The sequence below is a fragment of the Alcaligenes sp. LTN-3 genome (genome assembly GCF_059735605.1).
Genome location: NZ_JCAPDN010000001.1, coordinates 803,286 through 829,075, shown reverse-complemented (window position 1 = coordinate 829,075; position 25,790 = coordinate 803,286). Strand labels below are relative to the sequence as shown.

The window sequence follows — 25,790 nt, the reverse complement described above, 5'->3', positions numbered from 1 at the left end:
TTTACCGGTTCATATTACAATGTGCGCTGGGCTGTTCAAGCGGGGGCGATTGCCTTGCCCTTCCTGCGCGAATCAGGCCTTTTGTTGTGCAACCTTGAGGCAATACGGTGTCTGATAGTTTGACTTTTCTACCCTGGCAAATCGAGACTGCTCAAAGCTGGCTGGGTCATCAGGAGCGTTTTGCCCATGCCTGGCTGATCCACGGTCTGCCGGGCATCGGCAAGACGCAATTCGCTCGTGCAGCCGCGGCCAGTTTATTGTGCGACCAGCCTGTGCAGGGGCTGGCTTGTGGTCACTGTCATGCCTGTCAGTGGGTGCGGGGGGGGAACCATCCCGATTTACGTTTACTGCGCCCGGATGCGCTTGCTCTGCAAGAGCAGGGGCCGGATACTCAGGACGGGGACTTGGCCAAAGAGTCGGCCGCTCGCAAAAATCCCTCTCGGGAAATCCGGGTGGAGCAATTGCGTCAGTTGCAACATTGGTTCAATACCGGCACCCATCGAGGGGGCTGGCGCGTGGCGGTGCTGTATCCGGCTCAAGCCCTGAATCTGGTGTCCGCCAATGCCTTGCTGAAGGTGCTGGAAGAGCCCGCAGATCGTACGGTCTTTCTGCTGGTTGCCGATGCACCAGACCGGCTGCTGCCCACACTTGTATCGCGTTGCCGCCGTTTGCCCTTGCCGGCACCCCATGCCCAGCAAGCGGTGCAATGGCTGGAGCAACAAGGCGTGGATCAAGCCTCGGATTGGTTGGCTGCCTGGGGAGGAGCACCGCTCAAAGCACTCAGTGCCAGTCAGGAGATGAATGCACCGTGTCCGGACTGGCTCAGCGCCTGGATGGATGGGGTGTTGAAAGCGGGTCGTGAGGCGGATTTGTCCTTGGCCGATACGCTGGAAAAACTGCCTGCCCAAGAGTGGATCGACCATTGGCAGCGCTTGTTTGTCGATATTGAACTGGGTAGTTTTGCTCAACCGGCGCGTTACTATCCTTCTTTGCAAAAACGCATTGATGCCTTGGCCGCCCAATCCAACACCACGGCGGTAACAGAAGCCCTGAAGTGGCTGGTCCAGCAAAAGGCGCTGGGCAATCATCCACTCAATGCTAAATTGTTTATTCATCATGTCCTGGACCGATTGCACCAGGCATGTCGTCGTGTTTAAAAAAGTACCGTCTAACCATGTTTGTTGACTCGCATTGCCATCTTAATTTCCCTGAACTTGCTGAAAATCTGGACGACATCCTGGACAGGATGCGCCAGAACCAGGTGGGCTGTGCGCTGGTGGTCAGCGTGGATATGGACGATTGGCCCGGTTTGATGGACCTGGTGCGTCCTCACGGCCATCTGTTTGCTTCGGTCGGAGTGCATCCGGATTACGAGAAAGTCACTGAGCCTACCGTCCAGGAGCTGATCCGGCATGCCCAAGATCCCAAGGTAGTGGCGATTGGCGAGACGGGTCTGGACTATTACCGCTTGCAGGAACCCTTGGATTGGCAACGTGAGCGTTTCCGCACCCATATCCGTGCCAGCCGCGAATCGGGGCTGCCCTTGATCATTCATACCCGTTCGGCCAGTGAAGACACCATTGCCATCATGCGCGAAGAGCAGGCGCAGATTGCCGGGGGCGTGATGCACTGTTTTACTGAGACCTGGGAAGTAGCACAAGCGGCTTTGGATTTGAATTTCTACATTTCTTTTTCCGGGATTGTGACCTTCAAGAACGCCACCCAACTGCAAGATGTGGCACAACGAGTGCCGCTGGATCGTTTGCTGATCGAAACGGACTCGCCGTTTCTGGCTCCTGTGCCATATCGAGGCAAAACGAACAATCCGTCCCTGGTCATTCATGTGGCCGAGAAGATCGCGGAGCTGCGCGGGATCTCGGTCAAGGAAGTGGAAGAGGCCAGCACGGAGAATTTCTTCAAATTATTCAGTAAGGTACGGCTTTAATTTAATCTTGTTTAGAGGTTTTTTGAGGCCCTAGTCGTGGTTTAGCTCAAGGTTCACGGTCTTGCTGAGACATGTGTTGAAGTTAATCTGATGCTTTAGGATTGGTGTTTAAACTATTGATTTTAAATATAAAAATAAAAGTTTTCATGATTTTCTTCCCTTTTCTGGTTTGGAGGGAAATGGATATGAAATGATGTTTTTTATTGATAATCAATAGCTTGGCTGTGTTTCTTAAACCGTTTTGTGGGTTCTTGGAGTCCGCCTGAGCATAAAAAAATGCGGCGTTAAGCAACCCCCTCTGTACTTTCATAAATTAATAAAGCACTTTATGAAAAGGATTTAATAAGATGATTTATAAAAGAAAAATACTCGATAAAGCCATCCTTTCCATGGTGCTTCCTTTGGCCTTTCTGCTGTCAGCCCCCGTGTCGGCGCAGGAGCCGGAGCTGGAAAGCCGAAACTGGTACTTGGCGCTGGAAAATGATCGCCCGAGTATCATCGAGCAGGAGTTCATTAAGGGAGCGAATCCCAATGCGCTGGATGCCAAGGGTAATCCTTCTTTGATGCTGGCGATCCGCAACAAGTCCTGGAAAGTGGTGGACACCTTGCTGGCTAATCGCCAAACCAATGTGAACATCGAGAACGAGGCCCGCGAAACTCCCATGATGTATCTGGCCCTGATGGGGGAAACGGCTCGTTTGCGTGATCTGCAGGCGCGGGGTGGGCAAGTGAATCGGGTGGGCTGGTCGCCTTTGCACTACGCTGCCTCTAAAGGGCATGAAGACACCGTGCGCTACCTGCTGTCTCAAAAAGCGATTGTGAACGCACCTGCGCCCGACGGAACCAGTCCTTTGATGATGGCGGCTTTGTCAGGCAAACGGGCAGTCGTCGATATGTTCTTGGCAGCGGGTGCGGACCCGAGCATGCAAAATGCTCAAGGCTTGAGTCCGGCAGATTGGGCACGTTCGGCAAACCATGAGCAGTTGGCCAGCTATCTGGATCAGGCCGTTGCACGCAAAGGGGCTGCAGCACCGGCTGCAGCGGGGACGTATTCGGGTGGCGCGGTACAGACCTATGGTGTGCCTGAGCGGGTAGAGCAGCCTGATTTGAACCGGGTGCAAACCGTGACGGTAGAACCAGAACCCGCTCCTGCAGCGGATAGCTCAAGCTCCAAGCCCGCTTCGTCGGACAGTACCAGTCGGTATTTTGACCTGGACCGTTTTGACAAGCCTGTGCAGCCTTGAGCCAGGGACAGGATGGAAAAAGGAGCCTTCAAGGCTCCTTTTTTTTGTTGCTGCGATTCTGAGGGTGTGTAGTGATACGGGCTTCCTACGACATGACCCCACTTATCGGCTCAGGTTTTAGCGGCCCTATAGGCAAAGTCCTATAAGCTTTTTGAGCTGTTGCTGCTTAATTAGCTTTTTCTTTCTTGCGCCTTGGCCATCTGCGAAGCATGCACAAAGGTCTGGAAGCCCTGGAGGTAGCTGCTCAGCATTTTCTGGATAGTCTCATCTTGCAGCTTGCCTTCCGCATCAAAGGAGTTCTGTGCACGAGACACCAGTAAAGAGCTGCCGCTATACAGGGACACGCCCAGCATTTTCAGGGTAGGCAACCAGGCTGTCTGGGAAGAGATCGTGCCAAAGCCACCCATGGAGGCACCGATCAGTCCCGTAATGCGGCCCGAAAAGATAGTTTTCATATCCGTACGGGACAACCAGTCGATCCCGTTTTTGAATACACCGGGGACGCCGTTGTTGTATTCCGGGGTGACCAGCAGCAGGGCATCGGCGCTCAGGATCTTTTCCTTCAAGCTCAGCACGGCCTCTGGAATGCCGTCCTTGCTCTCGATATCACCGTCATACAAGGGAATACCGTGCAGGGTCGCCACGTCGATGCTCATCCCTTGCGGGGCCAGGGCTTGAGCAGCATGTGCCAGGGCGGTGTTGAAGGAGCGTTGACGTAGACTGCCTGACAGGGCCAGAACGCGGCAAGGGCCTGACAGGTTCAGCACGCCAGTCGTTTGACGCAGGGCTTCGCTTAACTGGTCAATGATCTGGATCCATTCGGGAGAGTCCAGCAATCGTTTCTCCCGAATGAACTCGGCCTGAGACTTGTTCCAGAAGGGAGCGTCGGCCAGCAGGATGTCATTGGGCAAGGGGCGGTGTTTTTCCAGAAAACTGGCAATCGCCTCGGGAGTGTTGGGCAGACCCAGTTGAGCAAACAGGTCGTGAAAGCGGAACAAGTTATCAGACATGATGGTATGGGCGCTTGCAAGAGAGGGATGATCGGACGCTAAGAGCGGGGGGGCGACTGGGTATGACTAAAGACGCCGGGCCTGACATAGCATATGAGCACACTGTGTTTATGAACAGGCAGTCGGAAATGCGCTGCCTGTGTGCGTTATGTGACCCAAATGCTTAATTGGCCGGTAGGTAGGCCGGACGCAGGATGCCTCGCAGCTCCGAGTAAGGCAGCAGGAACTCGGGCTGACCGAAGGAGTAGGGAGCGATCTCGTAAGGGTTGTATTTCACCAGCAAGCCCTGATCGGTCAGTGCGATCGTTTGGGCAGGCTGGAAGGGCCACATTCTGTCCCAGCCAGCGCGGTCTTCACGTGCTTCGCTCAGGTTGGAAACCCAGTTGTTGTGGGCTTGGCGAACCAGTTCCTGGAAGGGTTTGATCTTGCCGGGAGCAATAATGCGCTCCACCGGCAAAGCGACTTTCAGACGATTGTCCCAATTGATGAACTGGGTGGCGGTAATGCCGTGGGCGGCACCCGTCATATAAATACCCGAACTGAGCTCTATCACGGTGAGATCACGGTTGCGATAGCGGGTACGAGCGGATAAGTGCACTTCGTCACGATTATTGGCCGTCACCCAGTAGTAGTTCTCGAACTCCTTCAAGCCACGGTAACCGGGATGACGGTCTGTAATGACTGTCATGTTGGCCAGGCTTTCATCGACCAGCTTGGTCAGCTCGGAATTGCCGGGGAAAATCAGGGACTTGACTTCCAGACGTGGGCATTCACCCGTACAGCCTGGTTTGACATGTTTGTAATCCAGAGGCTGGGTAAAGACCCCCTCCTTTTCAGTCTGATCCTGGGTTTGTGTCGGAATCAGGGAGATGTTGCTGGGCGTGCTGGAACACGCAGACAGAGCCATGGCTGTCAGGCCAATAAGCAGCAACTGAGAGGGGCGCTGTAAGGTCATGGAATCAGTCCTATCGGATAGTGTTGGAATCTTGGCCAAAGAGGATTTGGTGTGCCTTGGGGTCATGTGCAGGCGAACCGGGGTTGATCTGCTCAGTCAAGGCGTAGGCTCGGCGGGTCGCGGGGCGCTCGCCAATACGCTCAAACCACCGTTTCACATTTGGGAAGTCGTCCAGGTTCTGGCTTTGGCGCTGGTGGGAGACAATCCAGGGATAACTGGCCATATCGGCAATGGAGTAGTCTCCGGCGATAAAGTCGCGCTGTGCCAGATGTTTGTTCAACACACCGTAGAGGCGGCCGGTCTCACGGACATAGCGGTCAATGGCGTACTCGATTTTGACAGGGGCATAAACATTGAAGTGGTGGTTTTGACCTGCCATGGGGCCTAGTCCCCCCATTTGCCAGTACAGCCACTGCAAGGTTTCGGTGCGGACTCGCAAGTCGGCAGACAGGAACTGGCCGGTTTTTTCTGCCAGGTATTGCAGAATGGCGCCGGACTCGAACAGGGCGATAGGCTCGCCGCCGTCTTGCGGGGCCTGGTCAACAATGGCGGGAATACGGTTATTGGGAGCGATACGCAGAAATTCGGGTTTGAATTGATCGCCCTGGCCAATATTGATGGGGTGGATGGTGTAAGGCAGACCGGACTCTTCCAGAAACAGGGTGACTTTATGTCCGTTGGGAGTAGTCCAGTAATACAGGTCGATCATGTGTTCTCCTGGCGAAATGCAGACGCTGGCCTGGCTGCGGCAAGCTACCCAGATGACGTATCCGGCGGCGCTGGGCTACTATTGTTCGCCTGAATACGGTTTATAGGAAGTCAAAGACTGTCATGAGCAAAATCTATCATAATCCGCGCTGCAGTACTTCGCGTAATGCCTTGGCCCTGATGCGTGAAAAAGGTCTGGATCCGGAGATCATCGAGTACCTGAAAACTCCTTTGACACGTAGCGAACTCAAGGCGCTGATTGCGGCTGCAGGCTTGACGGTACGTGAGGCTATGCGCAGCAAAGAAGCCATTTACAGCGAGCTGAATCTGGGCAATCCTGATCTAAGCGATGAGGACTTGCTGGCAGCCATCGAAGCCAATCCTATCTTGTTGAACCGTCCTATCGTGGTCACAGCAAAAGGGACGCGTCTGGCGCGTCCCTTGGAAGTGGTGCAGGAAATTCTGTAATCAGATTTCCATGCCGATGGGCAAGTCTGGGTTAGGGGGCGATGGCTTCCAGTGCAATACGAATGGTGACCTCGTCGCCCACGTGGGGCACATTGGCCGGCATGCCAAAGTCGCTGCGCTTGACCGTGATTTTGCCGTCCGCGCCCAGAGCGGGCTTTTTCAACATCGGGTGTTGGGGCATCGTCAGGAAGGACTCAATGGTCATGGTCACGGGCTTGGTAATCCCCTTGATGGTCAGATCGCCTTGAGCAGATACGGGCTTGTCCCCGTCGAACTGAATGTCCTTGGACACGAAGGTGGCCTCGGGGAACTGCGCGGTATCAAAGTAATCCTTGCCCTGGATGTGTTCGTCGAACAGGGCAAAGCCAGTGCTGACCGAACGGGTATTGACTTTCATGTCAATGCTGCCGGTTTTGGCTTCCTGGTCCAGGGTGACGGTACCTTGTGACTTGTTAAATCGCTGGCTTTGGGTGCTCAAGCCCAAATGCTTGTAACTGAAGTGGACGAAGGTGTGGCTGGGTTCAACCTGATAAGTGACCGGCGCGGCCTGAGCGGCAAAAGCCAATAGAAAACTAGCTGACAGGGCAATCACGGGCTTGATCATAAGGGTGCAATCCTTGTTTATACGGGGAGGAGACGTTGATGCGTCTGCTTATTTCGCATCAATCTTGAAGTTGACGGTGATCTCGTTGGCCACGATGTCATAGCTGGACCAGGAACCCTCACCGATAGAAAAATCGCCACGCTTGATGTCAAAGGCGCCGCTGAAAGTGGCTTTGTCACCTTCGGGGGTCATGGTCGCCATCACGGTGATGGGCTGTTCACGGCCTTTGATTTGCAGGATGCCTTGCACTTCGTAGTGCTGGGCGCTGACGGCGCGGAAACTTTTGGAGCTGAAAACGGCCTGGGGATGTGCATCAATATCGAACCAGCGCACGTCCTGTAATTCGTCATCGGCTTCTTCGGAGCCGGTGTCAACGCTATCCAGTGCGACTTTCAGTACGACCTTGGATTGATCCAGGGCGTCGGGGTTGAAATTCAGTTCGCCCTCAAATTGGCGGAACTGGCCGTCCAGCTTCACGCCCATTTGGGAATACTGAAAGCCGATTTCGCTATTTTGGGTGTCCAGGGCCTGGTAGTTCTTGGCATTGGCCGACAGGCTGGCGCTCAGGCCCAAGGCGCCGATCAGCAGAGGCACGAAGACAGATTTTTTCATGATTTGGCTTTACCTAAAGTAAAGGTGATGCGGCCTAGCAAGCCGTCACGGTCTATGAACTGATGCTTTAAAGCCGCCAGAATGTGCAGGCTGACCATGGCAATCAGGGCGTAATTCAAAAAGATGTGGACTTGGACCAGCAGCTCGCCCAAAGGTTTATCTTTGGACACCAGATCGGGCAGGGGGATCACACCAAACCACACCGTCTGGAAACCTTTGGCCGAACTCATCAACCAGCCCGTCAGAGGAATGCCAATCATCAGCAGGTACAAAGCAGCATGACCACAGTGGGCCAGAGCCCGGCTGAAAGACGACATGCCAGCGGGCAGAGCAGGGGGGCGGTTCAACAAACGCCAGAGCAGGCGCAGGATCACCAGCACCAGTAGGGAAATGCCCGCCCATTTGTGCCAAGAGTAGACTTGCAGTTTTAGAGGTGACAGGGGCAAGGTTTTCATGACGTAGCCCACGGTCACCAGTGCAGTCAGGGCCAGGGCCATCAACCAGTGCAAAGTACGTGCTACGAGGGTATAGCGCGGGAGGGCACCTGGAACGGGGGTAATGCTCATTGATAATGCCTTTCATTTACGAAGCCCAGAGACTTTACCCTGTTTGTCAGCAAGGTAAAAGGCCAGATTTTGCAACGCAGTAATGCAATATTGAGGGGTATCGATCTTGTGAAGCGGCTATCGGAGTATTTTCTTGTCAGCGTGTGACAAGGCTTTTAGGGCAGGGCGGGGGCGGGCTACACTCGTTCTTTGAGCACGCAAGCAAGGAAAGTGGTTATGTGGAAAACAGCGTTGGTCGTCGTGGTAGCCGGGTTGTTGGCAGGGTGCCAGGATTCGAAAAAGGCCAATGAGGAAAATTTCAGTATGGCGATCCAGCGTTATCTGGATACGCGAGACGGCTTGTGTGTTGGTGTCCCTGGACGTGTCTATCCCTATCAGGCCGAGCATGACTCCCCTTTGATCGTAGAAGATCGGGCTCGTCTGGCCGCGTTGGCCAAGGTGGGTTTGTTGCGTCAGGTTGGGAAAGAGGACGCACCGCGTTACGAGCTGGATGCCAATGCGGATACCTATTTGCGTCGCTCCAATGCTGAACAGTCCCAAGGCGAGCGTGACGCTTTTTGTACAGGCCGCCTGGTTTTGGACCGCATCAGTGATTTCACCGAGCCGGCCAGTGCAGGTGGGTTTACTGTCAGTCAGGTGAACTATGTGTATCACCTGGCTGACGCTGCGGGTTGGATCAAAGATAGTGCGGTTCTGGATACCTATGAGGATCTGCGTGCTTTGACGGCTCAGCAAGTACAAGGGCAGGCAAGAATGATCCTGACCAATAAGGGCTGGGTTCATCAGAATTTGTATAGATAGTCCAGCCTAATAGTTTCACATTGCATGTTTGAACGGCTGTGGGCAAACGATCTGCGCGTGACAATATGCCCTGATCCAATACCCTCTGCCTTGTGATTGAGGCAGAGGGTTTATCGGGCGTCAGGGCCGTTGTTGCGGCCAGCCCTGCTGCAAGAGATCAGTTGTCAGCAGGTAGGGGCGAGAGGTGGCTAAGAGGTACCCAGCCCAGAGCGCCATCCTGGGGGCGCAGGCACCAGCACCAGCCATTCAGGATTTTTTCTCCTTGAACAAGGTCACCCTTATCTACATTCATTTCCAGCGCGCTGTAGTCTTGCAGTGCACGACCTGCTCCAGGGTCTGGCAGTCGCTCAATAATTTGTTCAGGCACCCATCCCCCGGCGTGTTCATCGGTAGAGCAGTAAATCCAGTTATCCCAGTTTTCCGGGCCTTGATACCGTTCTCCGACCTTCAGAAAATCGCCTTGTTTCAGGACCAAGGGTTTCGGATATTCAGAGCGATGGGGGGTGGTGACCAAGTATTGCATCGTGGCGTAGTTCGTAAAGTTTGTCAGGGTCCTGTATTATACTGTATAAACGTACAGATTTTTTGCTGCGCGTTCTACCGTTTCTCTTGCTTCGTCCTTATTTGTTTCGCTTTAGGGTTCTTGGACCTCTTGTCATTCCCTTGTCGCTGATAGACAATAAAATGCAATTAACGGAAATAACGAGTACCCGATGAAAAAACGGTCTACACGAGAAGAAGGGCAGATTGACCTGCCCATTTTGGGCTTGCAGGCCGCAGACATCTCGGCGGAAGCCTTGTTTGATACTTGGTTGCAACATCAACGCCCACCCATGGCGCCCAGTACCCAGCGGGTTTATCGCACCTTGTGGCGGCGCTTCTTGCATGCCTTGCAAGATCACAAAAAACAGTACACCCAGATCAAACCCGTGGATATCCGGGACTTTTTGAGCAATCTGGACGATGTGCGCCGACCACAACGCGAGCGCTATCAACAAGTCATCGCCCGCGCTTACGAAGAGCTTTGCCGTCAGGATGGCCGCTCGGAAAACCCAGCCCTAGCCCCCGCTATTAATGACCCCTTCAAGGAAAGCTGGCGCCAAGCTCCCGACAACCAGGCCACCCAATTTCTCTCTGTCGATCAATGCGTTGCCACCATCAAGGCCTTGCGTACCCGACTGCGAGTTTTGGAGTTGGCCAGCGATATGACCATCGCCGCCCGTTGGCGTGAATATCGGGATATGACGATTGTGGCCGTGATGCTGGGTACCGGCTTGCGCCCGGTCGAGTTAGGGCAGTTGCACCCTTGCGCGATAGGCGCTGTTCGACGCGCTGCAGAACCCGCAGAAACAAATGACGTTGATGACGAGCAAACTGCCCTTTGGCGGGCTGGCACTATCTTGCTCAAGCTTACAGGCGCGGCAAAGCGCGATGTGTTTGTGCCCGTCTGGTGCGAAGGCATTTTACGCAGTTGGTTAATCTTTAGCGCAGCCCAAGACGCTTCAGTCTGGACGAAAGACAGCCGTGTCTTTCCGGGCAGTCGCCAGATCAGTGTCGCTCGTCCTCAGGCACAGATGAATCCCGCGACGCTCGCCCGTATTGTCAGTAAATGGGGTATCAAGCAGATGGATCTGTTAATGACGCCACAACGGCTGCGCAATACCTTTGCCGCGGGTTTGATCGAACGCGGTTTCTCTCTCCCTGAAATCGAGCAAATCATGGGCTACGCCCTCGGTGCTGCCAGTGCCTGGCGTTTGCAAGCTTCCTGGTTGGCGTGGCTGGATGCGCAGAAGGTTCCTGACAATCCTGTCACGACAGAGAATATGCAGTCAGAATGAAGGGCTAGCTACAGATTAGGCAGCTCCAGCAGGCATAATTCCACGTCTGTTTTGTCTATTTTTTGATAAGGAGTGTGAGTTGACGTCTACACCTGTTTTTCGTCCTGCGGTAGAAGCAGATCTGGAAGCGATTGTGGCCATGTTGGCTGACGATATTCTGGGTCAACAGCGTGAAAATACCAGTCTGCCCCTGGCTCAATCCTATCTGGAGGCCTTTGCTGCGATAGAAGCGGATCCTAACCAGTATTTAGCCGTTGTAGAGCTCAATGGTGCTGTTGTGGGGACCCTGCAGATCACCTATATGCCTGGCCTGTCCCACCAAGGTGCCTGGCGCGGGGAAATCGAATCCGTCCGTATCGCCAGCTCGGCCCGTGGCTCGGGATTGGGGCGTTTGATGATTCAGTGGGCGGTCGAACAATGCCGTCAACGCCAATGTCGCATTGTTCAATTGACCTCGGATAGGGCACGAACCGACGCCCATCGGTTTTATGAGCAGTTAGGCTTTACGGCTAGCCATAAGGGTTTCAAGCTGACTTTGTAAGCTTATTTTTCTAAAAAACCTATGCGCGGTACGAACAATAACGATAAAAACCGCATAGGAAAGCGTCGTCTTGAACGACGAATTCATGAAGAGGTACTTATAAGAAGCACAAATAAGCGCAGAGTACGCTTGGCCCGAGCCCGGTTTTTCGCCTTATGATGCCTTGAAACGGTACGTTGGAGAGAGACAAATGGGCTTGGCATCAGATTATCCAGTCATAGTGGTTACCGGTGGGAGCCGTGGCATAGGTGCAGCGACCGCGCGCCTGGCCGCCGTGCAGGGCTATAACGTCATTCTTAGCTATGCTGAAAGCGAATCTGCTGCCTTGGCAGTGGTCGCTGAAATAGAGGCGGCAGGTCGCCACGCTTTTGCTGTCCAGGCGGATTGTGCAGATCCCAAGCAGATAACTGGGCTCTTTGAACAAGTTGACCAGAGATTTGGACGGATTGACGTGTTGGTGAATAACGCAGGTGTGCTGTTTCAGCAATCCCGTCTGGAGAATGTCGGGTTCGAGCGTATGCAACGCACTTTTGCCGTCAACACGCTTGGCCCCATGCTTTGTAGCCAACAGGCGGTTAAACGTATGGCTTATTGCCATGGTGGGCAGGGAGGCTCCATTGTTAATGTCTCGTCAATAGCGGCCAAGCTTGGCAGTCCGAATGAATATGTGGATTACGCTGCGTCAAAGGGAGCATTGGAGACTTTCACAACGGGCTTTGCTAAAGAGGTTGCCCGAGAAGGGATTCGTGTCAATTGCGTTCGGCCAGGACATATTTATACCGAGATGCACGCCAGCGGTGGTGAGCCGGACCGTGTGGATCGCTTAAAGGACAGCATTCCAATGGGACGAGGGGGACAAGCAGAAGAGGTGGCACGTGCAATTTTATGGCTGGCTAGCTCCGAGGCGTCCTTTGTCACGGGAGCATTTCTGGACACGACAGGCGGCAAGTAGCCCATAGGATCGGAGCCATGCACCTCAGCGGGAAATTGCGTGATGCTCACTGGCATGGGCAAGGTCATATCCGCTTTGACGTGATGTCTAGTCAACGGGGCTCCCTGTGCCACCTCCCAGCTCAATCCATTCAATAAGCGAGCCATGTTTTTTGGAGTATATGGATCGGCCATGATGAAGATGCGGCGGGCAGGAAAAACGGACATCGAATGATGGCAATGATTCTCAATACATTTCTGACCGAACTAATCCAAATTTATTATTAAAAATTGCATAGTTTGGTTTTTTGCCTTGAAGTGCGCGAGCGTGCTGCGCACCTGCTGCGGGAGCACGAGAATCGAGAGCGATCCAAAGCGATCCAAAGCGAACGAGACTCTGAGTCTGGGGAGCACTTTTTTCGTCTGGGCGGTGCCCGATCACCAACTGAAGTAATCCGGCAGTGTATTGATAGGCACCGAGACGCATAAGGAGTTGGGCCGCTGTGTCAGCGTTTGCAGATTGTTCCGTCCGGCTATCGCTGATCGCTTGACTTACACCGATGGACACAAGCTAGCGTTTATAGAGTGTTTATTCCGCCGTACTACATGCTAGATAAGTACCAAGAAGCCTTTAACGATCTTTAAACGTGTCATTTCTATACTTCGTGCATCAATAGTAGGTCGCCTTTTTTTGACAGGTGACTGGAGTCTGGGGGACACGGAGTAATGTTGGACAGCCAGCTAGGTGTACGAGCAATCAGCCAATCACAGCCTCATGGGCAGATGCCTCGTGATAGTGAGACATTTGCGTCGCTTCAGCTTGAAGTTGGCAAACGTGTGGACATGCATGCTGCCACACCCCTGGACTGGTCGCTGGTCGCCTCTCTGGCAACTCAGGTACTGGATAAAGAAGGCAAGGATCTGAGTGCCGGGGTGTGGTTGTGCGCAGCCTGGTTGCATGAGTACGGTACGCGTGGTCTGGCTGCTGGACTACAGGTGATACGCGATCTGCATACGGTGTATTGGGACGCCATGAGTCCGGCTGCAGCACGCATTCGTGGCCGGCGCAATCAAGTGCAATGGCTGCTGGACGAATGTGACGCGGTATTGTCCGAGCCCGATTGGGACGCAGAGGGACTGGATTCGCAGCAACGCGACGAGGTTCTTGCCCTGTGTGATGAGCTGGATGCGTTCTGGCAGGCTAAAGACGATGAACCGCCGGCGTGGTGGCGTTTAGGCAAGCGTCTGGGAGAGTTGTTGCCGACCGCCCAGAGCGAGGCACCTGTTACACAGACTTCGTCTGAAACGCGTGTTCCTGATTTCCCGCTTTCTGAACCGGCGCAGGACGAATCTGCGGTAGCGACCCAGACGGCCGCCCCGGTACTTGCAGCCAAAGAAGTCGCTCAGCCTGTGCGCTCTGAGGTGGGGTCTGACTCCGCGAGTGACAAGACCCTTGTCATCGCTGCTGCAACACTAAGCGACGTGGTCGCGGCCGAGCGCTATGTAGAGCAAAGCGTCGCGACGATCCAGGAGTCTTTGCTGACTCTGGACGATGCACTGTTGGCCACGGCCTGGCTGCTGCGCTTGAACCGACAAAGCGCCTGGCTGTTTCTGGATACCTTGCCGCATGCCCAGGAAGGGGTGACGCGCGTTGCTCCGCCGCCTGTCGCGGACTTGGCAGTGCTGGAGCGCCTGAGCGAAGCCCAGGACCCGGCGGCGATCTTGCGCTTTGCAGAGTCGCGCCTGGGACGCATGCGTTTCTGGCTGGATTTGAATCGCCTGTCCTATCAGGCGGCGCAGGCTTTGCCTCAGGGGCAGGCCGGTGCGCAAACGATTCTGATCGAAACGCAAGCGATCTTGCAGCGTTTGCCTGGGCTGGAGCGCTTGGCTTTTAGCGATGGGCGTCCCTTTGCCGATGAGCAGACGCGTGCCTGGCTGACCGCGTCCGGGACGCGGGTGACTGAGCCTACGCCTGCCGCTGGCCGTGCCGAACCGCCTAAAGAGACGGCGCTGGACGGTGAGGGATTGGATGTGTTTGGCCTGACCTCTCTGGTCATGGCGGCTGGAGCCGAGGCCGAAGCTGCGCGACGCTTGTTGGATGGAGCGTTGGCGCGGTTAAAGACGGGTGGCGAGCAACTGATGCGCGCCCGATGAAAGAACAGACCCCGATTTTCTAAACAGGAGAAACCGACATGGCTGCTGATGGTTCCGTCGCCCCCAAAGAGCGCGTCAATATTGTGTACAAACCCGCCACGGGTGATGCCCAGGAGCAGGTGGAGCTGCCGTTTCGCCAGTTAGTGCTGGGCGACTTTACCTTGCGCGAAGACAGTACGCCCCTGGATGCGCGTACGCCGGTCAGCGTGGACAAGGATACGTTCAACGACGTGCTCAAGGCCCAGAATCTGTCGCTGACCTTGCTGGTGCAGGACAAGCTCAATGAGCAGGCCGGTCCGGACGATCAACTGACTGTGGACCTGCGGTTTGAGTCCATGCGCGACTTTCAGCCCGACGCGCTGGTCGATCAGGTGCCCGAACTGCGCCAGTTGATTGCCTTGCGCGACGCACTCAAGGCATTGAAAGGGCCACTGGGCAATCTGCCTGATTTTCGCAAGCGTCTGCAGGGACTGGTACAGGACGAAGGCACGCGTCAGCGTCTGCTGGCTGAGTTGGGCGTACAGGACAAGCAAGGGGAATAAACATGACTGCAACCACACCGGAACAGCAGGCTCAGACTGCGCAAGGCGCCCAGGAAGGCGGCTCGCTGCTCGATGAGCTGATTGAATCGACTCGCCTGCGTCCTGATGATGAGGCCTACGCCATTACCCGTCAGGGGCTGGAAGCCTTTGTGGCCGAGCTGCTTGAGCCGGGTCGCCAAAGCGAGAAGATCAGCCAGGGCTTGATCGATGAGATGATCGCCAATCTGGATCGCAAACTGTGTCGTCAGGTAGACCAGATTTTGCACCATGTCGATTTCCAACGCTTGGAGTCGGCCTGGGCAGGGCTGAAATTCCTGGTCGATCGCACGGATTTTCGTGAGAACAACAAGCTGGCCATTCTGAATGTGTCCAAGCAGGCGCTGCTGGAAGACTTTGAGGATGCCACCGACATTACCCGCTCGGGCTTGTATACCGCTGTCTACACGGCGGAGTTTGGGCAGTTCGGTGGTCAGCCCTTTGGCTCCATCATCGGCAATTACGAGTTTGGTCCCGGCACCCAGGACATCAAGCTACTGCAGTCCTTGGCCAGTGTGTCGGCCATGGCGCACGCGCCGTTTATCGCCTCGGCAGGGCCGCAGTTTTTTGGCGTAGACAATTACTCGGCGCTGCCCAATCTGAAAGATCTGAGTGCAGTCTTTGAAGGCCCGCAATTTACCAAGTGGAATTCATTTCGCCAGTCCGATGACGCCCGCTTCGTGGGCCTGACCTTGCCGCATTTTCTGCTGCGCGTGCCTTATGGGGAGGACACGGTACCGGCCAAGACCTTCAATTACAACGAAGACGTGTCGGGTGGCAATCAGAACTTTCTGTGGGGTAATGCGGCCTTTGCGTTTGCAGACCGATTGGCCGACAGCTTTGCACGTTATCGCTGGTGCGCCAACATCATCGGGCCGCAAGGCGGCGGTGCGGTCGAGGACCTGCCTATTTACAACTACGAGGCCATGGGCGAGACCCAGACCAAGATCCCGACCGAAGTGCTGATCTCCGAACGACGCGAATTCGAGTTGGCCGAACAAGGCTTTATCGCCCTGACGATGCGCAAGAACACGGACAATGCAGCCTTCTTTTCGGCTAATTCCTCGCAAAAGCCCAAGTTCTTTGGCAACAACAAAGAAGGCAAGGTGGCCGAGACCAACTACAAGCTGGGCACGCAACTGCCTTACATCTATGTGGTGAGCCGTCTGGCGCACTACATCAAGGTGATCCAGCGCGAGAACATCGGCACCTGGAAAGAGCGCAATGACCTGGAAGCCGAATTGAACGAGTGGATTCGTCAGTACGTGGCCGATATGGATAACCCGAGCGCGGGTGTGCGCAGCCGTCGGCCTTTGCGACAGGCCGAGGTGACCGTTTCGGATGTGGAAGGCGATCCAGGCTGGTACCGCGTGGGCTTGAAAGTGCGTCCGCACTTCAAGTACATGGGCGCATCGTTCACCTTGTCGCTGGTGGGCAAGCTGGACAAAAACTGAGTTTGAGGGCGGGCGATCCTGTGTCAGCAGGATCGCCGCCTTGAGGCACCGGCGCGACGCCAGCCAGACGTCGTGGTGTACCCGGTATTGGCAACGACTGCTTAAGTCATCACACAGTCAGTTAACAACAGGAGTAATTTACCATGCCTATGCCATGCTATCTCACGCTTGAAGGCGAAACCCAGGGCAAGATCGAAGGGTCCTGCGAAGTTCAGGGTCACAGCGGCAAGATTCTGATCCAGGCCGTCGATCATCGCATTGAACTGCCCAAGAGCCCCCAGACGGGCCTGCCCTCGGGCAAGCGCCAGCACTTGGGTATTACCTTGACCAAGGAAATCGACAAGTCCTCGCCCAAGATCTTCCAGGCACAGTGCTCGGGCGAACAACTGAGCAAAGTCGAGCTGGAGTTTTACCGTATTAGCCCTAAGGGCACGGAAGAAAAGTACTACACGATTCGCCTGGAAAAGGCCGTCGTCACCAGCTCGCGCACTTGGGTTCCTAACTGCCTGGCTCCCGAGAACCGCCAGTTCGGCCACATGGAAGACATCGCCCTGACCTACGAAAAAATCGTCTGGACCTGGGAACCGGACGGTATCGAGGCCGAAGACTCCTGGCTCACACCAAAGTAATAGGGAAAAGGGATGCGCGAGTTGCGTCTGCTGGAGCGCATTGCTGCGCTGGAGACGGGGCAGATCCAGACCCAGGCCACGCGTGCCCAGGTGCTGGTGGTCTCGATACGCGAGCATCTGCAGCGCATCCTTAATACCCGGCGCGGCAGCGTGCCACTGGACCCGGAGTTCGGGGTGCCGGATTTCACCAATCTGGCTGGCTCCTTTAGCAGCGGGTCCACGCGCGAGATCATCGACAGCATTACCCGCATGATCGAACGCTACGAGCCGCGCCTGAAAGCGCCCAAAGTGCAGGTCAGCGAGCAGGGCAGTGAGGTGCTGTCCTTGAGCTTTTCGCTCGAAGGCCTGGTGCAGGTAGACGACCACGAGCTGCCGATACGGCTGGCTACGTCAATCTCCTCGTCTGGTCGGGTGTCTTTGCAAGCGCAATGACAGACGTGTTAGCTGTTGCGTGTGCTCCAGGGAAATGGGAATGTTGAATCGATACTACGAACAGGAACTGCATAATCTGCGTTCCTTGGCGGCCGAATTTGGGCGTCGCAATCCCGCTCTGGCTCCCTTGCTGGGCAGTGCGGCCGCGGTCGATGCGGATGTAGAGCGTCTGCTCGAAGGCGTGGCCTTCATGACGGGGCTTGTGCGCCAGCGTCTGGACGACGATTTTCCTGAGTTTGTGCAAAGTCTGGCGCAACTGATGTTTCCGCAGTTCCTGCGGCCGGTGCCATGCATGACCATCATGCAGTACAGTCCGCGCAGCGTGACCGGTGAAACCTTGCAGGTGCCGGTCGGTACGACTTTTTCTTCTTCCGGCGAGCGCGGTGAGCGCGCGGTATTCAATGCGATTTATCCGGTCGCTGTTGAGCCTTTGCGGCTGGAACACGCCTATTGGGATGCAGGCCAGCGCGCCAGTCAGGTGCCGGCGCTGGTGCTGGAACTGGCTCTGACAGGCTTGGATGCCGCTCAATGGGAAGGGAACTCGTTACGGTTGTGGCTGGGCGGCAGCGAGACGGTGGCCAGCGGATTGTTCCGAATTCTTATGCGTGACACGCGCGCCATCTATGTCGGCTCGCCCCAAGGCAGCATGGTACGGCTGGAGCCGGCGTGTCTGCGTCCGTTTGGCTTTGACCCCGCCTATCCTTTATTACCCTGGCCGGCAGGTGCGCATCCGGCCTGGCGCATTTTGCATGAATATTTTGCCCTGCCCGAAAAGCTGCGCTTTCTGGAGCTAAAGGGACTGGAGCGCTGGCGTGCCCGTCAGGGGACGCGATTGGTGCTGCGTTTTGAATTTGACCGTCTGCCCGACTGGGCTCCTGAGGTCAGTGTGGACAATTTTGTCTTGCATGCGAGCCCGGCCGTCAACTTGTATCCCCTGGATGGCCAGCCCTTGTACGTGGATCACCGGCAGCCGGAATATCGTATTCGGCCAGTCACGGGGCGTCAGGGAGCTCAGATTTACAGTGTGGACCGGGTGGACCTGCGCAGTGCGGATGGGCTGGAACAAGGCTATCAGCCGGCCAGCGACTGTGTGCCGGGCGCCCAGTCCTATCACATTCGCGTACGTGCCTCAGCACTGGGATCGGGTTGTGAGCATTATTTAAGCTTGCCAGGCGCTGGGCTGGCGCAAGACGGTGAGCAGGTCCTGTCCTTGCGCCTGAGCTGTACCGACGGCAGCGGGCCGGATGATCTGCGCCTGGGCGAGATTTGCGAGGCGACCGACCGGTCGCCGGTGCGGGTGACTTTTTCTAACATTACCGGGGTCACCTCCTATCGCGAACCCTATCTGGCGCAGGATTTGCTCTGGCGCGTGCTCTCGCACATGCAGGCCAATCAGATGGCGCTGTCCAGCGCCGAGAGTCTGCGCAAATTGCTGTTGCTGTATCTGCCCGAGCAACGCGGGGAGTCCGGGCAGCGAGCCGCCGGATTGCGCCAGATCGAATCTATTCAGCAGGTGCAGGTGCAAAGCCAGCGGCGCATGGTGCGCGGCATGCCTGTCCAGGGCAGTACGGTTCGCATCGAGTGCGCAGGAGATCATTTCTCAGGTCCCGGCAGCCTGTATCTGTTCGGTTCTGTCTTGAACGAATTTTTGTCCGGCTGCGCGACGATGAATACCTTCATCGCCTTGACGTTGCATGACACGGTCCATGGGGAGACGCTGCAATGGCCAGCGCAGATCGGTCAGCAACGCCTGTTGTAGAGGCTGGGCTGCTGCAGGATTTGCAGACCCAGGCCCCTCAATACAGCTTCTTCCAGGCGGCGCGTTTGCTGCGCCAGCATCTGGGCGACGATGCGGCCTTGCGCGAGCGCCTGCGTATTCGGCCGGCACTGACATTGGCATTCCCCGAGTCGGATCTGGCCAAGGTCGAACGCGGTGTCGATGGACGTTTTCATATTGAGGCCAATTTCTTTGGTTTGTATGGGGTGACCTCGCCGCTGCCCACGTTCTATACCGAGGATCTGATTCAAGAAGCGATGCAGGGGTATTCGGCCCGCCGCGATTTTATCGACATTGTGCATGCGGCTCTGTACCCGCTGCTGTATCAGGCCTGGGAAAAGTATCGCATCTGGCTGGCTGTACATGAGCGTCGTGATGGCCAGCGCCTGCGCCAGCTATATGCCCTGGTAGGGCTGCGTGAGGCGCCTGAACGCCAGGATGATGCGCAGGCGCTGCTGCCTTTTGCCGGCAATCTGGGCATGAAGTCACGTTCCGCCTTGGGTTTGCAAAGCCTGTTGGCAGGTTTGTTGGGGGGCTTGCCGGTGCGGGTCCACCCCTGTGCACCGCGCTTTGTCCGCATTGCCCCGGTCTATCGCAGCCGCTTGGGCGGACAGGCCTGTAGTTTGGGTGAGGACAGTGTGCTGGGCGAACAGGTGCTCGATTGCGCCGGCAATGCCGATATCGAAATTGGCCCTTTGCAGGCCGAGTTGTTTCACGACTTATTGCCGGGTGCGCCCTTGTTTGATCGGGTCAGCCGCACCGTGGCCTGGTATTTACAGGCTCCGCTGCAGTGTGAGCTGCAGTTGTGGCTGGAGCCGCAGCAGCGCCAGGGGGCCTGTCTGGGCCGGGGTTGGCAGCGGCTGGGATGCAATACATGGCTGGGCCAAGGCCGTAGCCGCGTACTGGCCGAGCGGCCGGTGCGTTTCGGCTTGAATCTTTTTACTGCGGAGAACGATGATCATGATGCTCGTTGACTTAAAGCCTTTGTTTGCCAGGCTCAATCCCTTGTGCACAGCGGCCGTGGAGTCTGCCGCAGGCCTGACCCTGGCACGGGGGCATTATGAAATCAGCATTGAGCACCTGTTGCATCGCCTGCTGAGCGAGACGGGCAGCGATCTGGCTCACATTCTGGCCCAGAGCCAGATTGATAGCCTGCGACTGGCCGCCCAATTGGAGGATGCACTGGCACGCTTCAAAAGCGGCAATCCGGGGCGCCCGGTGTTCTCGCCCATGCTGACGGAGTGCTTGCAAGATAGCTGGCTGGTCGCCTCGGTCAATCTGGGGGCCCGCCATGTGCGTAGTGGTGCCGTGTTGCTGGCCTTGTTGATGCGGCTGGGTTATTACGCCGCAGGTACACCGTGGGGCGAGAGTTTGCGTGCCCTCTCCAGTGAGCAATTGCACAAGCAGTTTGCCGCCTGGACCGGGGCGTCGGCTGAGCAGGCTTACGAGCCGCTCGACGCGTCCAAGGGGGCACCGCCCACGGCGACCTCGGCCGCTGATAGCGCACTGGCGCGGTTTTGCGAAGATTACACCGCCAAGGCGGCGCGCGGTGAGATAGATCCGGTATTCGGGCGTGACGATGAGATCCGCCAGATGATCGACATTCTGGCGCGTCGTCGCAAGAACAACCCCATTTGCGTGGGTGAGCCCGGCGTGGGCAAGACAGCGGTGGTCGAGGGGCTGGCCTTGCGCATCGAGCAAGGCGATGTGCCGGAGTTTTTACGCGGTACCCGCTTGCTGGGCCTGGACCTGGGGCTGCTGGAGGCCGGGGCGAGCGTCAAGGGGGAGTTTGAGCAACGGCTACGTGGTGTGATTGATGCCATCAAGGCCTCACCGCAGCCCATTATCTTGTTTGTCGACGAGGCGCATATGCTGATTGGCGCCGGTGGCGCCAGCGGTGGCAGCGATGCCGCCAATCTGCTCAAACCGGCCTTGGCGCGTGGTGAGCTGCGCACCATTGCCGCGACCACCTGGGCCGAGTACAAGAAGTATTTCGAGCGCGATCCGGCCCTGACGCGACGGTTTCAATTGATTCGACTGGACGAGCCTGACAGTGCCACGGCGGTGCAGATACTGCGTGGGCTCAAGAGCCGCTACGAGGCGGTGCATGGTGTGAGCGTGCGCGACGATGCCTTGCAGGCTGCAGCCACCTTGTCGGAGCGCTACATCACGGGTCGACAGTTGCCGGACAAGGCTGTGGATTTATTGGATACGGCAGCAGCCCGCGTGCGTATCAGTCTAGGAGTCAAGCCTGCCGGGGTGGAGCGGATAGAACGTCGTCTGGCGGGTTTGGCCCGCGAGCGTGAGGCCCTGGAACGCGATCAGGCGCACGGTCATCGTATCGAGGCGGCGCGTCTTGAGCAGATCGATGCACACGTGCAGCAGGACCAACAGGATCTGGATGCGTTGGTCGAACGCTGGCAGGCCGAACGGGCAGCTGCCGAGCAGGTCCTGGATTTGCGGCAGCGTCTGGCCCGCTTGCAGGCAGACCCCGATAAGGCCGGACCTGAACACGGTGATGCGGCGGTGGAACCGGACTTGTCGCCCGAGGATTTGACCCAGGCGTTGAGCCAGGCGCGCGAGCAATTGTGCCGCCTGCAGGGCGATGCCCCTCTCTTGTTTACGGAGGTCGGGCCCGATACGGTCGCGCAGGTGGTCTCGGACTGGACCGGCGTGCCACTGGGCAAGATGCAGCGCGATGGGGCCAGTGCCGTGCTGGGACTGGCGGGGCAGTTGTGTCAGCGCATCCGGGGTCAGGATGAGGCCCTCGCGCAGATAGCCCAGGTGCTTAAGGCGGCGCAGTCCGGCTTGCGCGATCCGCGCCAGCCGCTGGGCGTGTTTCTGTTGGTCGGTCCTTCGGGGGTGGGCAAGACAGAAACAGCGCTGGCGGTGGCCGATGAGATGTTCGGCGGTGAGCAGGCGCTGACCACCATCAATATGAGCGAATTTCAGGAAAAACACACTGTCAGCCGGCTGGTCGGCTCACCTCCCGGCTACGTGGGCTATGGCGAAGGCGGCGTGCTGACCGAGGCTGTCAGAAAACGGCCCTACAGTGTGGTGCTGCTGGACGAGGTGGAAAAGGCTCATCTGGATGTGGTCAATCTGTTTTATCAGGTGTTTGACAAAGGCTCGCTGGCCGATGGCGAAGGTCGGCTGATCGACTTTTCCAATACGGTCATTTTCCTGACCAGCAATCTGGCCACCGACATCGTGACGGCCGCCCGGGTCGAGACCCCCCCGCCGCAGACTGATGAACTGGCCGAGCGTATCCGCCCGACACTGTCGCAGCATTTCAAGCCGGCTCTGCTGGCGCGCATGACGGTGGTGCCCTACGGCACGCTGTCGGATGAGGCTTTGGCGCAGATTGTGCAGATAAAACTGGCTCGCATCGTGCAGCGCTTGCAAGTTAGCAATGGGTTGAGTCTGGAATTTACCCCCGCGGTTGCTCAGGCCATTGCGGCGCGTTGTACCGAGGTAGACAGTGGCGCGCGCAATATCGACTTTATTTTGCGCAAGAGCCTGTTGCCGGCGCTGTCTGACCGGGTGTTGGCCTGGATGGCCGACGGTGATGGCTCGACCGCCTTGAGTGTAGATGTGGGCCCGCAGGCATCGCAGCCCTGGGTGATACGGATGGGGAGCTAAGGCATGCTCAATGACTACGATACCGAACAGGCCTTGGCCAGCTTCCGTTGTGGCCTGGCCGATCCTGACCTTTTTCTGGTGACGCGCTGGTCCGGCGAGGAGGCCGTGTCGCGGCCTTATCGTTTCGAGATCGAGCTGGCCTCCGCACGCGACGATATCGATCTGGAAGAACTGCTGGGAGCGCGTGCTACCTTGAGCGTGCTTGATGCGCAGGAGCGTTGGCTGCCCTGGCACGGCATTATTACCGAATTGCGGCAGACGCATCGTGATGATGGCTTTGCCCATTATCGAGCCGTGCTTGAGCCGCAAATGGCGCTGCTGCGCATGTTTCGCCTGTCGCGGGTCTATATGGAAGCCGATGCACAGGCAGGCGGTAAACCTGATCTGGGCACCATCATTCGCATGGTACTGGCGCAGTGCGGCCTGAGCCGGCAAGGCGAGCCAGCCCAGGATGCCGGCGCGCAGTATTGCCTGCGTTTGTCCTCCGACCTGTTGATGGCGACGCGCACTGCGTTTATTTGTCAGTTCGAGGAGAGCAGCCTGGACTTTCTCTCGCGGCGACTGGAGCACGAGGGCGTCTATTACTGGTTCGAACAGGGCGCAGACCATGAAATTCTGGTGTTTGGTCATGAGCGCACGGACCAGCCTCGGCAGGCTGTCCCCCTGTATTGGCGACCGGCCGGTGCCTTGAGCGGTGAACAGAATCGGATTGGGGTTTCGCGTTTCGATCATGCGCTGAGTGTGTCGCCGCGCTCGGTGGTGCTGCGGGATTTCTCGGTTAGCCAGCCTTCATTGAATCTGACCATGAAAGCGGCTATCGACCCGCAGGGGCAGCCGCCACAAGACAGGTTCGATGGCGTGGGAAGTGTGGAGATCTATGGGGCCCACTTCAGCAAGCAGGACGATGGCGAGCGCATGGCGAGCTTGCGTGCCGAAGAAATTGCCTGCCAGCGTAGTCGTTTTCAGGGTGTGGCTTTGGCGCCGGGAGTACGGGCCGGTTATCCCGTGCAGTTGCATGAGCATTTCCGCCACGATTTCAACCAGCGCTACTTTGTGATTGCGCTGCGCCACGAGGGGCGCCAGCCCTTGCCGCGCCAAAGTGGTGCGGCGGGGCATGAGCAGGTTTTTTATCAGGCTTCCTTGACGGTGCTGCCCGAGGTGCGTCAATTTCGCCCGGCGCGCGTCACTCCCAAGCCCCGTGTGGTTGGCTTCTTGAGCGCGATAGTCGTGGCCGAAGGCCAGGGCGAATATGCCCAGATCAACGAGCACGGTTGTTACCGCATACGCTTTTTGTTTGCCCCTGTCGATGCGAATCGCCCCGATGGTGGCAACTCCGCCTGGGTGCGCATGGCCACGCCGTATGCGGGCAGCCAGCATGGCATGAATTTTCCTTTGCTCAAGGGAACGGAGGTGCTGGTGTCGTTTCTGGGCGGCGACCCGGACCGGCCGGTGATTGTTTCGGCCATTCCAAACGAAGAAAATCCTAGCATTCGCAATCAGGATACGGCGACTCAGCCGGGCTTGCGCACGGCCGGTCAGAATGCTCTGGAGTTCGAGGACAGACTGGGCGCCCAGCATACGCGTTTGTCCTCGCCTACGCTGGGGAGCACTTTCCATCTGGGCGCGGACCCGGCCAGCCCCCATCGCTCGGGCGTGCGTCTGAGTACACAGGGGCATATGGGCCTGCTGGGACGCTCGTTCATTCAACAAGTGCCTGGTGTTTACCACCTGGAAGTGGGCAACAAGGGCAATGTTGATACCGATCCCGAACCGCGCGAACGCCTGAAGCAGGCACAGAATCAGGCCATGGCCGACTTTCTGGAAGAGGAGGCCAGCTTGCCGACGGCCACCGCGCCCGTGCAGATGAAAGCCCTGGAGGCCAAACGGGCGCTGTTGGCGCAGATGTTGGCCCAACTGCAAAAGAATGCGCAGGCCACGGCAGGCGGGCAGCCTGATCTGGATGGGGCCTTAAAGCAGTTGCAAGCCCTGCTGGCCAAACTAGATAGCGCTTTGGACAGGCTCGAGCAAGGCAAGTCCGTATCTGAGGAACCCAAAAAAGAAGGGGAGGCAGCGGGCGAGGATACCGGAGACAAGAAGGATACGACGGAGGCAAAGAAGGAAAAAACGTCCAGCGAAAAGTTCAAAGAACTGATGGATGAGATCAATCAATCGGCCAAGAAGGTCAAGGAAGGGACCGATGGCTGGGTTGATCTGTCCTACCTCAAGGCACCGGAAAAGGTGCTGGATATTTCGCTGCTGAATGTCAATCCCATCAAGATATCCACGTCGCTGGGCGCGGAAGTCAGTGCCTCAGCCTCGCTCAAAAGCAGCATTACCGTGGGCTATAGCGTGGGGATCAAGTATAGCGGCTCCAAGGAGCTGGATCTGCGCGACTACACCAAAGTCGAGTTGAGCGATCAGAGCCGCATTACCAAAGGCGATGAGAAGAAGATCATCCTGGGGGCCGAGAAACGGGTGGTGCGCAGTCAAAGCACCAAGGTGGTGGATATGGAGGGCACCTATGGCAAGCAGTCCATTACGGTGGCCAATGCCTACTCGCTGACCAGCCGCACAATCAAGTATGTCGTGGGAACCGGAGGAATCGATACGCTGGTCGCTGGCAATGCCACCGTAACTGGAGCGCCCACGTCTTTGCTGTCCTGGGAAGTCCTGATCTCCAAGATCAAGATCAGCAAGGCTCAGGTCGTGATTAAAGCGGGTAATGCCGGTGTGATTCTGGAATCCATGTCCATGACGGGGCAGCTCAAGGTGAAAGACACGGTGGTTTACATGAAGGCTCCCATGATTGATGTGGCCGGCCAGAACGTACGCATCAATGGCACGGCCTCGGTCAATATCAAGGCCAACGGCATTGTGAAGCTCAATTAGGAACATTGCCCCT

At 56.9% G+C, this 25,790-nt stretch carries 24 protein-coding genes and 1 other annotated feature; of the genes, 17 read left to right on the top strand and 7 right to left on the bottom strand.

Annotation, left to right across the window (positions count from 1 at the left end; translation table 11 throughout):
* Positions 1-107 precede the first annotated feature (107 nt).
* The 3 genes from holB to AC6I6N_RS03950 all read left to right on the top strand — a co-directional run bounded on the left by holB (position 108) and on the right by AC6I6N_RS03950 (position 3,189).
* Complete coding sequence (gene holB / locus AC6I6N_RS03960; protein ID WP_497943243.1) at positions 108-1,157, top strand: DNA polymerase III subunit delta'; 1,050 nt, start codon at positions 108-110, stop codon at positions 1,155-1,157.
* 17 nt (positions 1,158-1,174) lie between these two features.
* Positions 1,175-1,945, top strand: a complete 771-nt coding sequence (locus AC6I6N_RS03955; protein ID WP_094196797.1) for a TatD family hydrolase — start codon at positions 1,175-1,177, stop codon at positions 1,943-1,945.
* A 347-nt stretch (positions 1,946-2,292) separates the two neighbouring features.
* Positions 2,293-3,189 (top strand): ankyrin repeat domain-containing protein, encoded by an 897-nt coding sequence (locus tag AC6I6N_RS03950; protein WP_121738956.1) that lies wholly within the window; start codon positions 2,293-2,295, stop codon positions 3,187-3,189.
* Positions 3,190-3,359: 170 nt separating this feature from the next.
* Here the strand turns inward: AC6I6N_RS03950 and AC6I6N_RS03945 are convergent, their stop codons facing one another.
* The 3 genes from AC6I6N_RS03945 to AC6I6N_RS03935 form a co-directional block, all read right to left on the bottom strand.
* Positions 3,360-4,199, bottom strand: a complete 840-nt coding sequence (locus AC6I6N_RS03945) for a DUF2789 family protein (RefSeq protein ID WP_121738955.1) — start codon at positions 4,197-4,199, stop codon at positions 3,360-3,362.
* Positions 4,200-4,362: 163 nt separating this feature from the next.
* A complete protein-coding gene (locus tag AC6I6N_RS03940; RefSeq protein WP_121738954.1) occupies positions 4,363-5,154 on the bottom strand; it encodes an RsiV family protein in 792 nt (263 codons plus the stop codon).
* Positions 5,155-5,164: 10 nt separating this feature from the next.
* Positions 5,165-5,863, bottom strand: coding sequence for a glutathione S-transferase N-terminal domain-containing protein (locus tag AC6I6N_RS03935; protein ID WP_108727516.1), 699 nt, complete (start codon positions 5,861-5,863; stop codon positions 5,165-5,167).
* 122 nt (positions 5,864-5,985) lie between these two features.
* On the opposite strand from AC6I6N_RS03935, the gene arsC reads away from it, so the two are divergent.
* The gene (gene arsC, locus AC6I6N_RS03930) at positions 5,986-6,330 is read left to right on the top strand and encodes an arsenate reductase (glutaredoxin) (RefSeq protein WP_121738953.1); all 345 of its coding nucleotides are present in this window, start codon (positions 5,986-5,988) and stop codon (positions 6,328-6,330) included.
* A 31-nt stretch (positions 6,331-6,361) separates the two neighbouring features.
* Here arsC and AC6I6N_RS03925 read toward each other — a convergent pair whose 3' ends face one another.
* The 3 genes from AC6I6N_RS03925 to AC6I6N_RS03915 are packed head-to-tail and all read right to left on the bottom strand — an operon-like array spanning position 6,362 to position 8,112.
* Positions 6,362-6,934, bottom strand: coding sequence for a YceI family protein (locus AC6I6N_RS03925; RefSeq protein ID WP_121738952.1), 573 nt, complete (start codon positions 6,932-6,934; stop codon positions 6,362-6,364).
* A gap of 48 nt (positions 6,935-6,982) precedes the next feature.
* Positions 6,983-7,546 carry a YceI family protein gene (locus AC6I6N_RS03920; RefSeq protein WP_094196790.1) on the bottom strand — a complete coding sequence of 188 codons (564 nt, stop codon included), beginning with the start codon at positions 7,544-7,546 and terminating at the stop codon, positions 6,983-6,985.
* The gene (locus tag AC6I6N_RS03915) at positions 7,543-8,112 is read right to left on the bottom strand and encodes a cytochrome b (protein ID WP_094196789.1); all 570 of its coding nucleotides are present in this window, start codon (positions 8,110-8,112) and stop codon (positions 7,543-7,545) included. Before AC6I6N_RS03915 ends, AC6I6N_RS03920 begins: the two co-directional genes overlap by 4 nt.
* A 216-nt stretch (positions 8,113-8,328) precedes the next feature.
* On the opposite strand from AC6I6N_RS03915, the gene AC6I6N_RS03910 reads away from it, so the two are divergent.
* Positions 8,329-8,913 (top strand): SEN1982 family lipoprotein, encoded by a 585-nt coding sequence (locus AC6I6N_RS03910; RefSeq protein WP_121738951.1) that lies wholly within the window; start codon positions 8,329-8,331, stop codon positions 8,911-8,913.
* Positions 8,914-9,070: 157 nt separating this feature from the next.
* Here the strand turns inward: AC6I6N_RS03910 and AC6I6N_RS03905 are convergent, their stop codons facing one another.
* Entirely contained in the window at positions 9,071-9,436 is a 366-nt protein-coding gene (locus AC6I6N_RS03905) for an SH3 domain-containing protein (protein ID WP_121738950.1), read from the bottom strand.
* A gap of 190 nt (positions 9,437-9,626) precedes the next feature.
* Between AC6I6N_RS03905 and AC6I6N_RS03900 the strand changes: the two genes are divergently transcribed.
* The 12 genes from AC6I6N_RS03900 to tssI all read left to right on the top strand — a co-directional run bounded on the left by AC6I6N_RS03900 (position 9,627) and on the right by tssI (position 25,777).
* Complete coding sequence (locus AC6I6N_RS03900; RefSeq protein WP_108727510.1) at positions 9,627-10,751, top strand: site-specific integrase; 1,125 nt, start codon at positions 9,627-9,629, stop codon at positions 10,749-10,751.
* 79 nt (positions 10,752-10,830) lie between these two features.
* Positions 10,831-11,292 carry a GNAT family N-acetyltransferase gene (locus AC6I6N_RS03895; RefSeq protein WP_162496891.1) on the top strand — a complete coding sequence of 154 codons (462 nt, stop codon included), beginning with the start codon at positions 10,831-10,833 and terminating at the stop codon, positions 11,290-11,292.
* A 190-nt stretch (positions 11,293-11,482) separates the two neighbouring features.
* On the top strand, positions 11,483-12,244 hold the full coding sequence (locus AC6I6N_RS03890; RefSeq protein ID WP_094196783.1) for a glucose 1-dehydrogenase: 762 nt from the start codon (positions 11,483-11,485) through the stop codon (positions 12,242-12,244).
* Positions 12,245-12,633: 389 nt separating this feature from the next.
* Positions 12,634-12,750, top strand: a sequence feature (AL1L pseudoknot).
* Positions 12,751-12,948: 198 nt separating this feature from the next.
* The gene (locus tag AC6I6N_RS03885) at positions 12,949-14,376 is read left to right on the top strand and encodes a TssA family type VI secretion system protein (RefSeq protein ID WP_108727509.1); all 1,428 of its coding nucleotides are present in this window, start codon (positions 12,949-12,951) and stop codon (positions 14,374-14,376) included.
* A 38-nt stretch (positions 14,377-14,414) separates the two neighbouring features.
* Positions 14,415-14,918 carry a type VI secretion system contractile sheath small subunit gene (gene tssB, locus AC6I6N_RS03880; protein ID WP_003799817.1) on the top strand — a complete coding sequence of 168 codons (504 nt, stop codon included), beginning with the start codon at positions 14,415-14,417 and terminating at the stop codon, positions 14,916-14,918.
* A 2-nt stretch (positions 14,919-14,920) separates the two neighbouring features.
* Positions 14,921-16,408, top strand: a complete 1,488-nt coding sequence (gene tssC, locus AC6I6N_RS03875; protein ID WP_094196781.1) for a type VI secretion system contractile sheath large subunit — start codon at positions 14,921-14,923, stop codon at positions 16,406-16,408.
* A 143-nt stretch (positions 16,409-16,551) separates the two neighbouring features.
* Entirely contained in the window at positions 16,552-17,037 is a 486-nt protein-coding gene (locus AC6I6N_RS03870) for an Hcp family type VI secretion system effector (RefSeq protein WP_003799821.1), read from the top strand.
* Between the two features lie 12 nt (positions 17,038-17,049).
* The gene (gene tssE, locus AC6I6N_RS03865) at positions 17,050-17,469 is read left to right on the top strand and encodes a type VI secretion system baseplate subunit TssE (RefSeq protein ID WP_003799822.1); all 420 of its coding nucleotides are present in this window, start codon (positions 17,050-17,052) and stop codon (positions 17,467-17,469) included.
* A gap of 40 nt (positions 17,470-17,509) precedes the next feature.
* A complete protein-coding gene (gene tssF / locus AC6I6N_RS03860; RefSeq protein ID WP_094196780.1) occupies positions 17,510-19,228 on the top strand; it encodes a type VI secretion system baseplate subunit TssF in 1,719 nt (572 codons plus the stop codon).
* The gene (gene tssG, locus AC6I6N_RS03855) at positions 19,192-20,220 is read left to right on the top strand and encodes a type VI secretion system baseplate subunit TssG (protein ID WP_094196779.1); all 1,029 of its coding nucleotides are present in this window, start codon (positions 19,192-19,194) and stop codon (positions 20,218-20,220) included. Before tssF ends, tssG begins: the two co-directional genes overlap by 37 nt.
* A complete protein-coding gene (gene tssH / locus AC6I6N_RS03850) occupies positions 20,207-22,888 on the top strand; it encodes a type VI secretion system ATPase TssH (RefSeq protein WP_094198354.1) in 2,682 nt (893 codons plus the stop codon). The genes tssG and tssH overlap by 14 nt, the downstream gene beginning before the upstream one ends.
* A gap of 3 nt (positions 22,889-22,891) precedes the next feature.
* Positions 22,892-25,777, top strand: a complete 2,886-nt coding sequence (gene tssI, locus AC6I6N_RS03845) for a type VI secretion system tip protein TssI/VgrG (RefSeq protein ID WP_059317612.1) — start codon at positions 22,892-22,894, stop codon at positions 25,775-25,777.
* The last annotated feature ends 13 nt before the right edge of the window (positions 25,778-25,790 follow it).

What these genes read in the sequence shown, in the direction of transcription:
- AC6I6N_RS03955 (WP_094196797.1), top strand. Translation starts at nt 1,175, where the DNA reads ATGTTTGTTGACTCGCATTGCCATCTTAATTTCCCTGAACTTGCTGAA.
- AC6I6N_RS03950 (WP_121738956.1), top strand. Translation starts at nt 2,293, where the DNA reads ATGATTTATAAAAGAAAAATACTCGATAAAGCCATCCTTTCCATGGTG.
- AC6I6N_RS03945 (WP_121738955.1), bottom strand. Translation starts at nt 4,199, where the DNA reads ATGTCTGATAACTTGTTCCGCTTTCACGACCTGTTTGCTCAACTGGGT.
- AC6I6N_RS03940 (WP_121738954.1), bottom strand. Translation starts at nt 5,154, where the DNA reads ATGACCTTACAGCGCCCCTCTCAGTTGCTGCTTATTGGCCTGACAGCC.
- AC6I6N_RS03935 (WP_108727516.1), bottom strand. Translation starts at nt 5,863, where the DNA reads ATGATCGACCTGTATTACTGGACTACTCCCAACGGACATAAAGTCACC.
- arsC (WP_121738953.1), top strand. Translation starts at nt 5,986, where the DNA reads ATGAGCAAAATCTATCATAATCCGCGCTGCAGTACTTCGCGTAATGCC.
- AC6I6N_RS03925 (WP_121738952.1), bottom strand. Translation starts at nt 6,934, where the DNA reads ATGATCAAGCCCGTGATTGCCCTGTCAGCTAGTTTTCTATTGGCTTTT.
- AC6I6N_RS03920 (WP_094196790.1), bottom strand. Translation starts at nt 7,546, where the DNA reads ATGAAAAAATCTGTCTTCGTGCCTCTGCTGATCGGCGCCTTGGGCCTG.
- AC6I6N_RS03915 (WP_094196789.1), bottom strand. Translation starts at nt 8,112, where the DNA reads ATGAGCATTACCCCCGTTCCAGGTGCCCTCCCGCGCTATACCCTCGTA.
- AC6I6N_RS03910 (WP_121738951.1), top strand. Translation starts at nt 8,329, where the DNA reads ATGTGGAAAACAGCGTTGGTCGTCGTGGTAGCCGGGTTGTTGGCAGGG.
- AC6I6N_RS03905 (WP_121738950.1), bottom strand. Translation starts at nt 9,436, where the DNA reads ATGCAATACTTGGTCACCACCCCCCATCGCTCTGAATATCCGAAACCC.
- AC6I6N_RS03900 (WP_108727510.1), top strand. Translation starts at nt 9,627, where the DNA reads ATGAAAAAACGGTCTACACGAGAAGAAGGGCAGATTGACCTGCCCATT.
- AC6I6N_RS03890 (WP_094196783.1), top strand. Translation starts at nt 11,483, where the DNA reads ATGGGCTTGGCATCAGATTATCCAGTCATAGTGGTTACCGGTGGGAGC.
- AC6I6N_RS03885 (WP_108727509.1), top strand. Translation starts at nt 12,949, where the DNA reads ATGTTGGACAGCCAGCTAGGTGTACGAGCAATCAGCCAATCACAGCCT.
- tssB (WP_003799817.1), top strand. Translation starts at nt 14,415, where the DNA reads ATGGCTGCTGATGGTTCCGTCGCCCCCAAAGAGCGCGTCAATATTGTG.
- tssC (WP_094196781.1), top strand. Translation starts at nt 14,921, where the DNA reads ATGACTGCAACCACACCGGAACAGCAGGCTCAGACTGCGCAAGGCGCC.
- AC6I6N_RS03870 (WP_003799821.1), top strand. Translation starts at nt 16,552, where the DNA reads ATGCCTATGCCATGCTATCTCACGCTTGAAGGCGAAACCCAGGGCAAG.
- tssE (WP_003799822.1), top strand. Translation starts at nt 17,050, where the DNA reads ATGCGCGAGTTGCGTCTGCTGGAGCGCATTGCTGCGCTGGAGACGGGG.
- tssF (WP_094196780.1), top strand. Translation starts at nt 17,510, where the DNA reads ATGTTGAATCGATACTACGAACAGGAACTGCATAATCTGCGTTCCTTG.
- tssG (WP_094196779.1), top strand. Translation starts at nt 19,192, where the DNA reads ATGGCCAGCGCAGATCGGTCAGCAACGCCTGTTGTAGAGGCTGGGCTG.
- tssH (WP_094198354.1), top strand. Translation starts at nt 20,207, where the DNA reads ATGATGCTCGTTGACTTAAAGCCTTTGTTTGCCAGGCTCAATCCCTTG.
- tssI (WP_059317612.1), top strand. Translation starts at nt 22,892, where the DNA reads ATGCTCAATGACTACGATACCGAACAGGCCTTGGCCAGCTTCCGTTGT.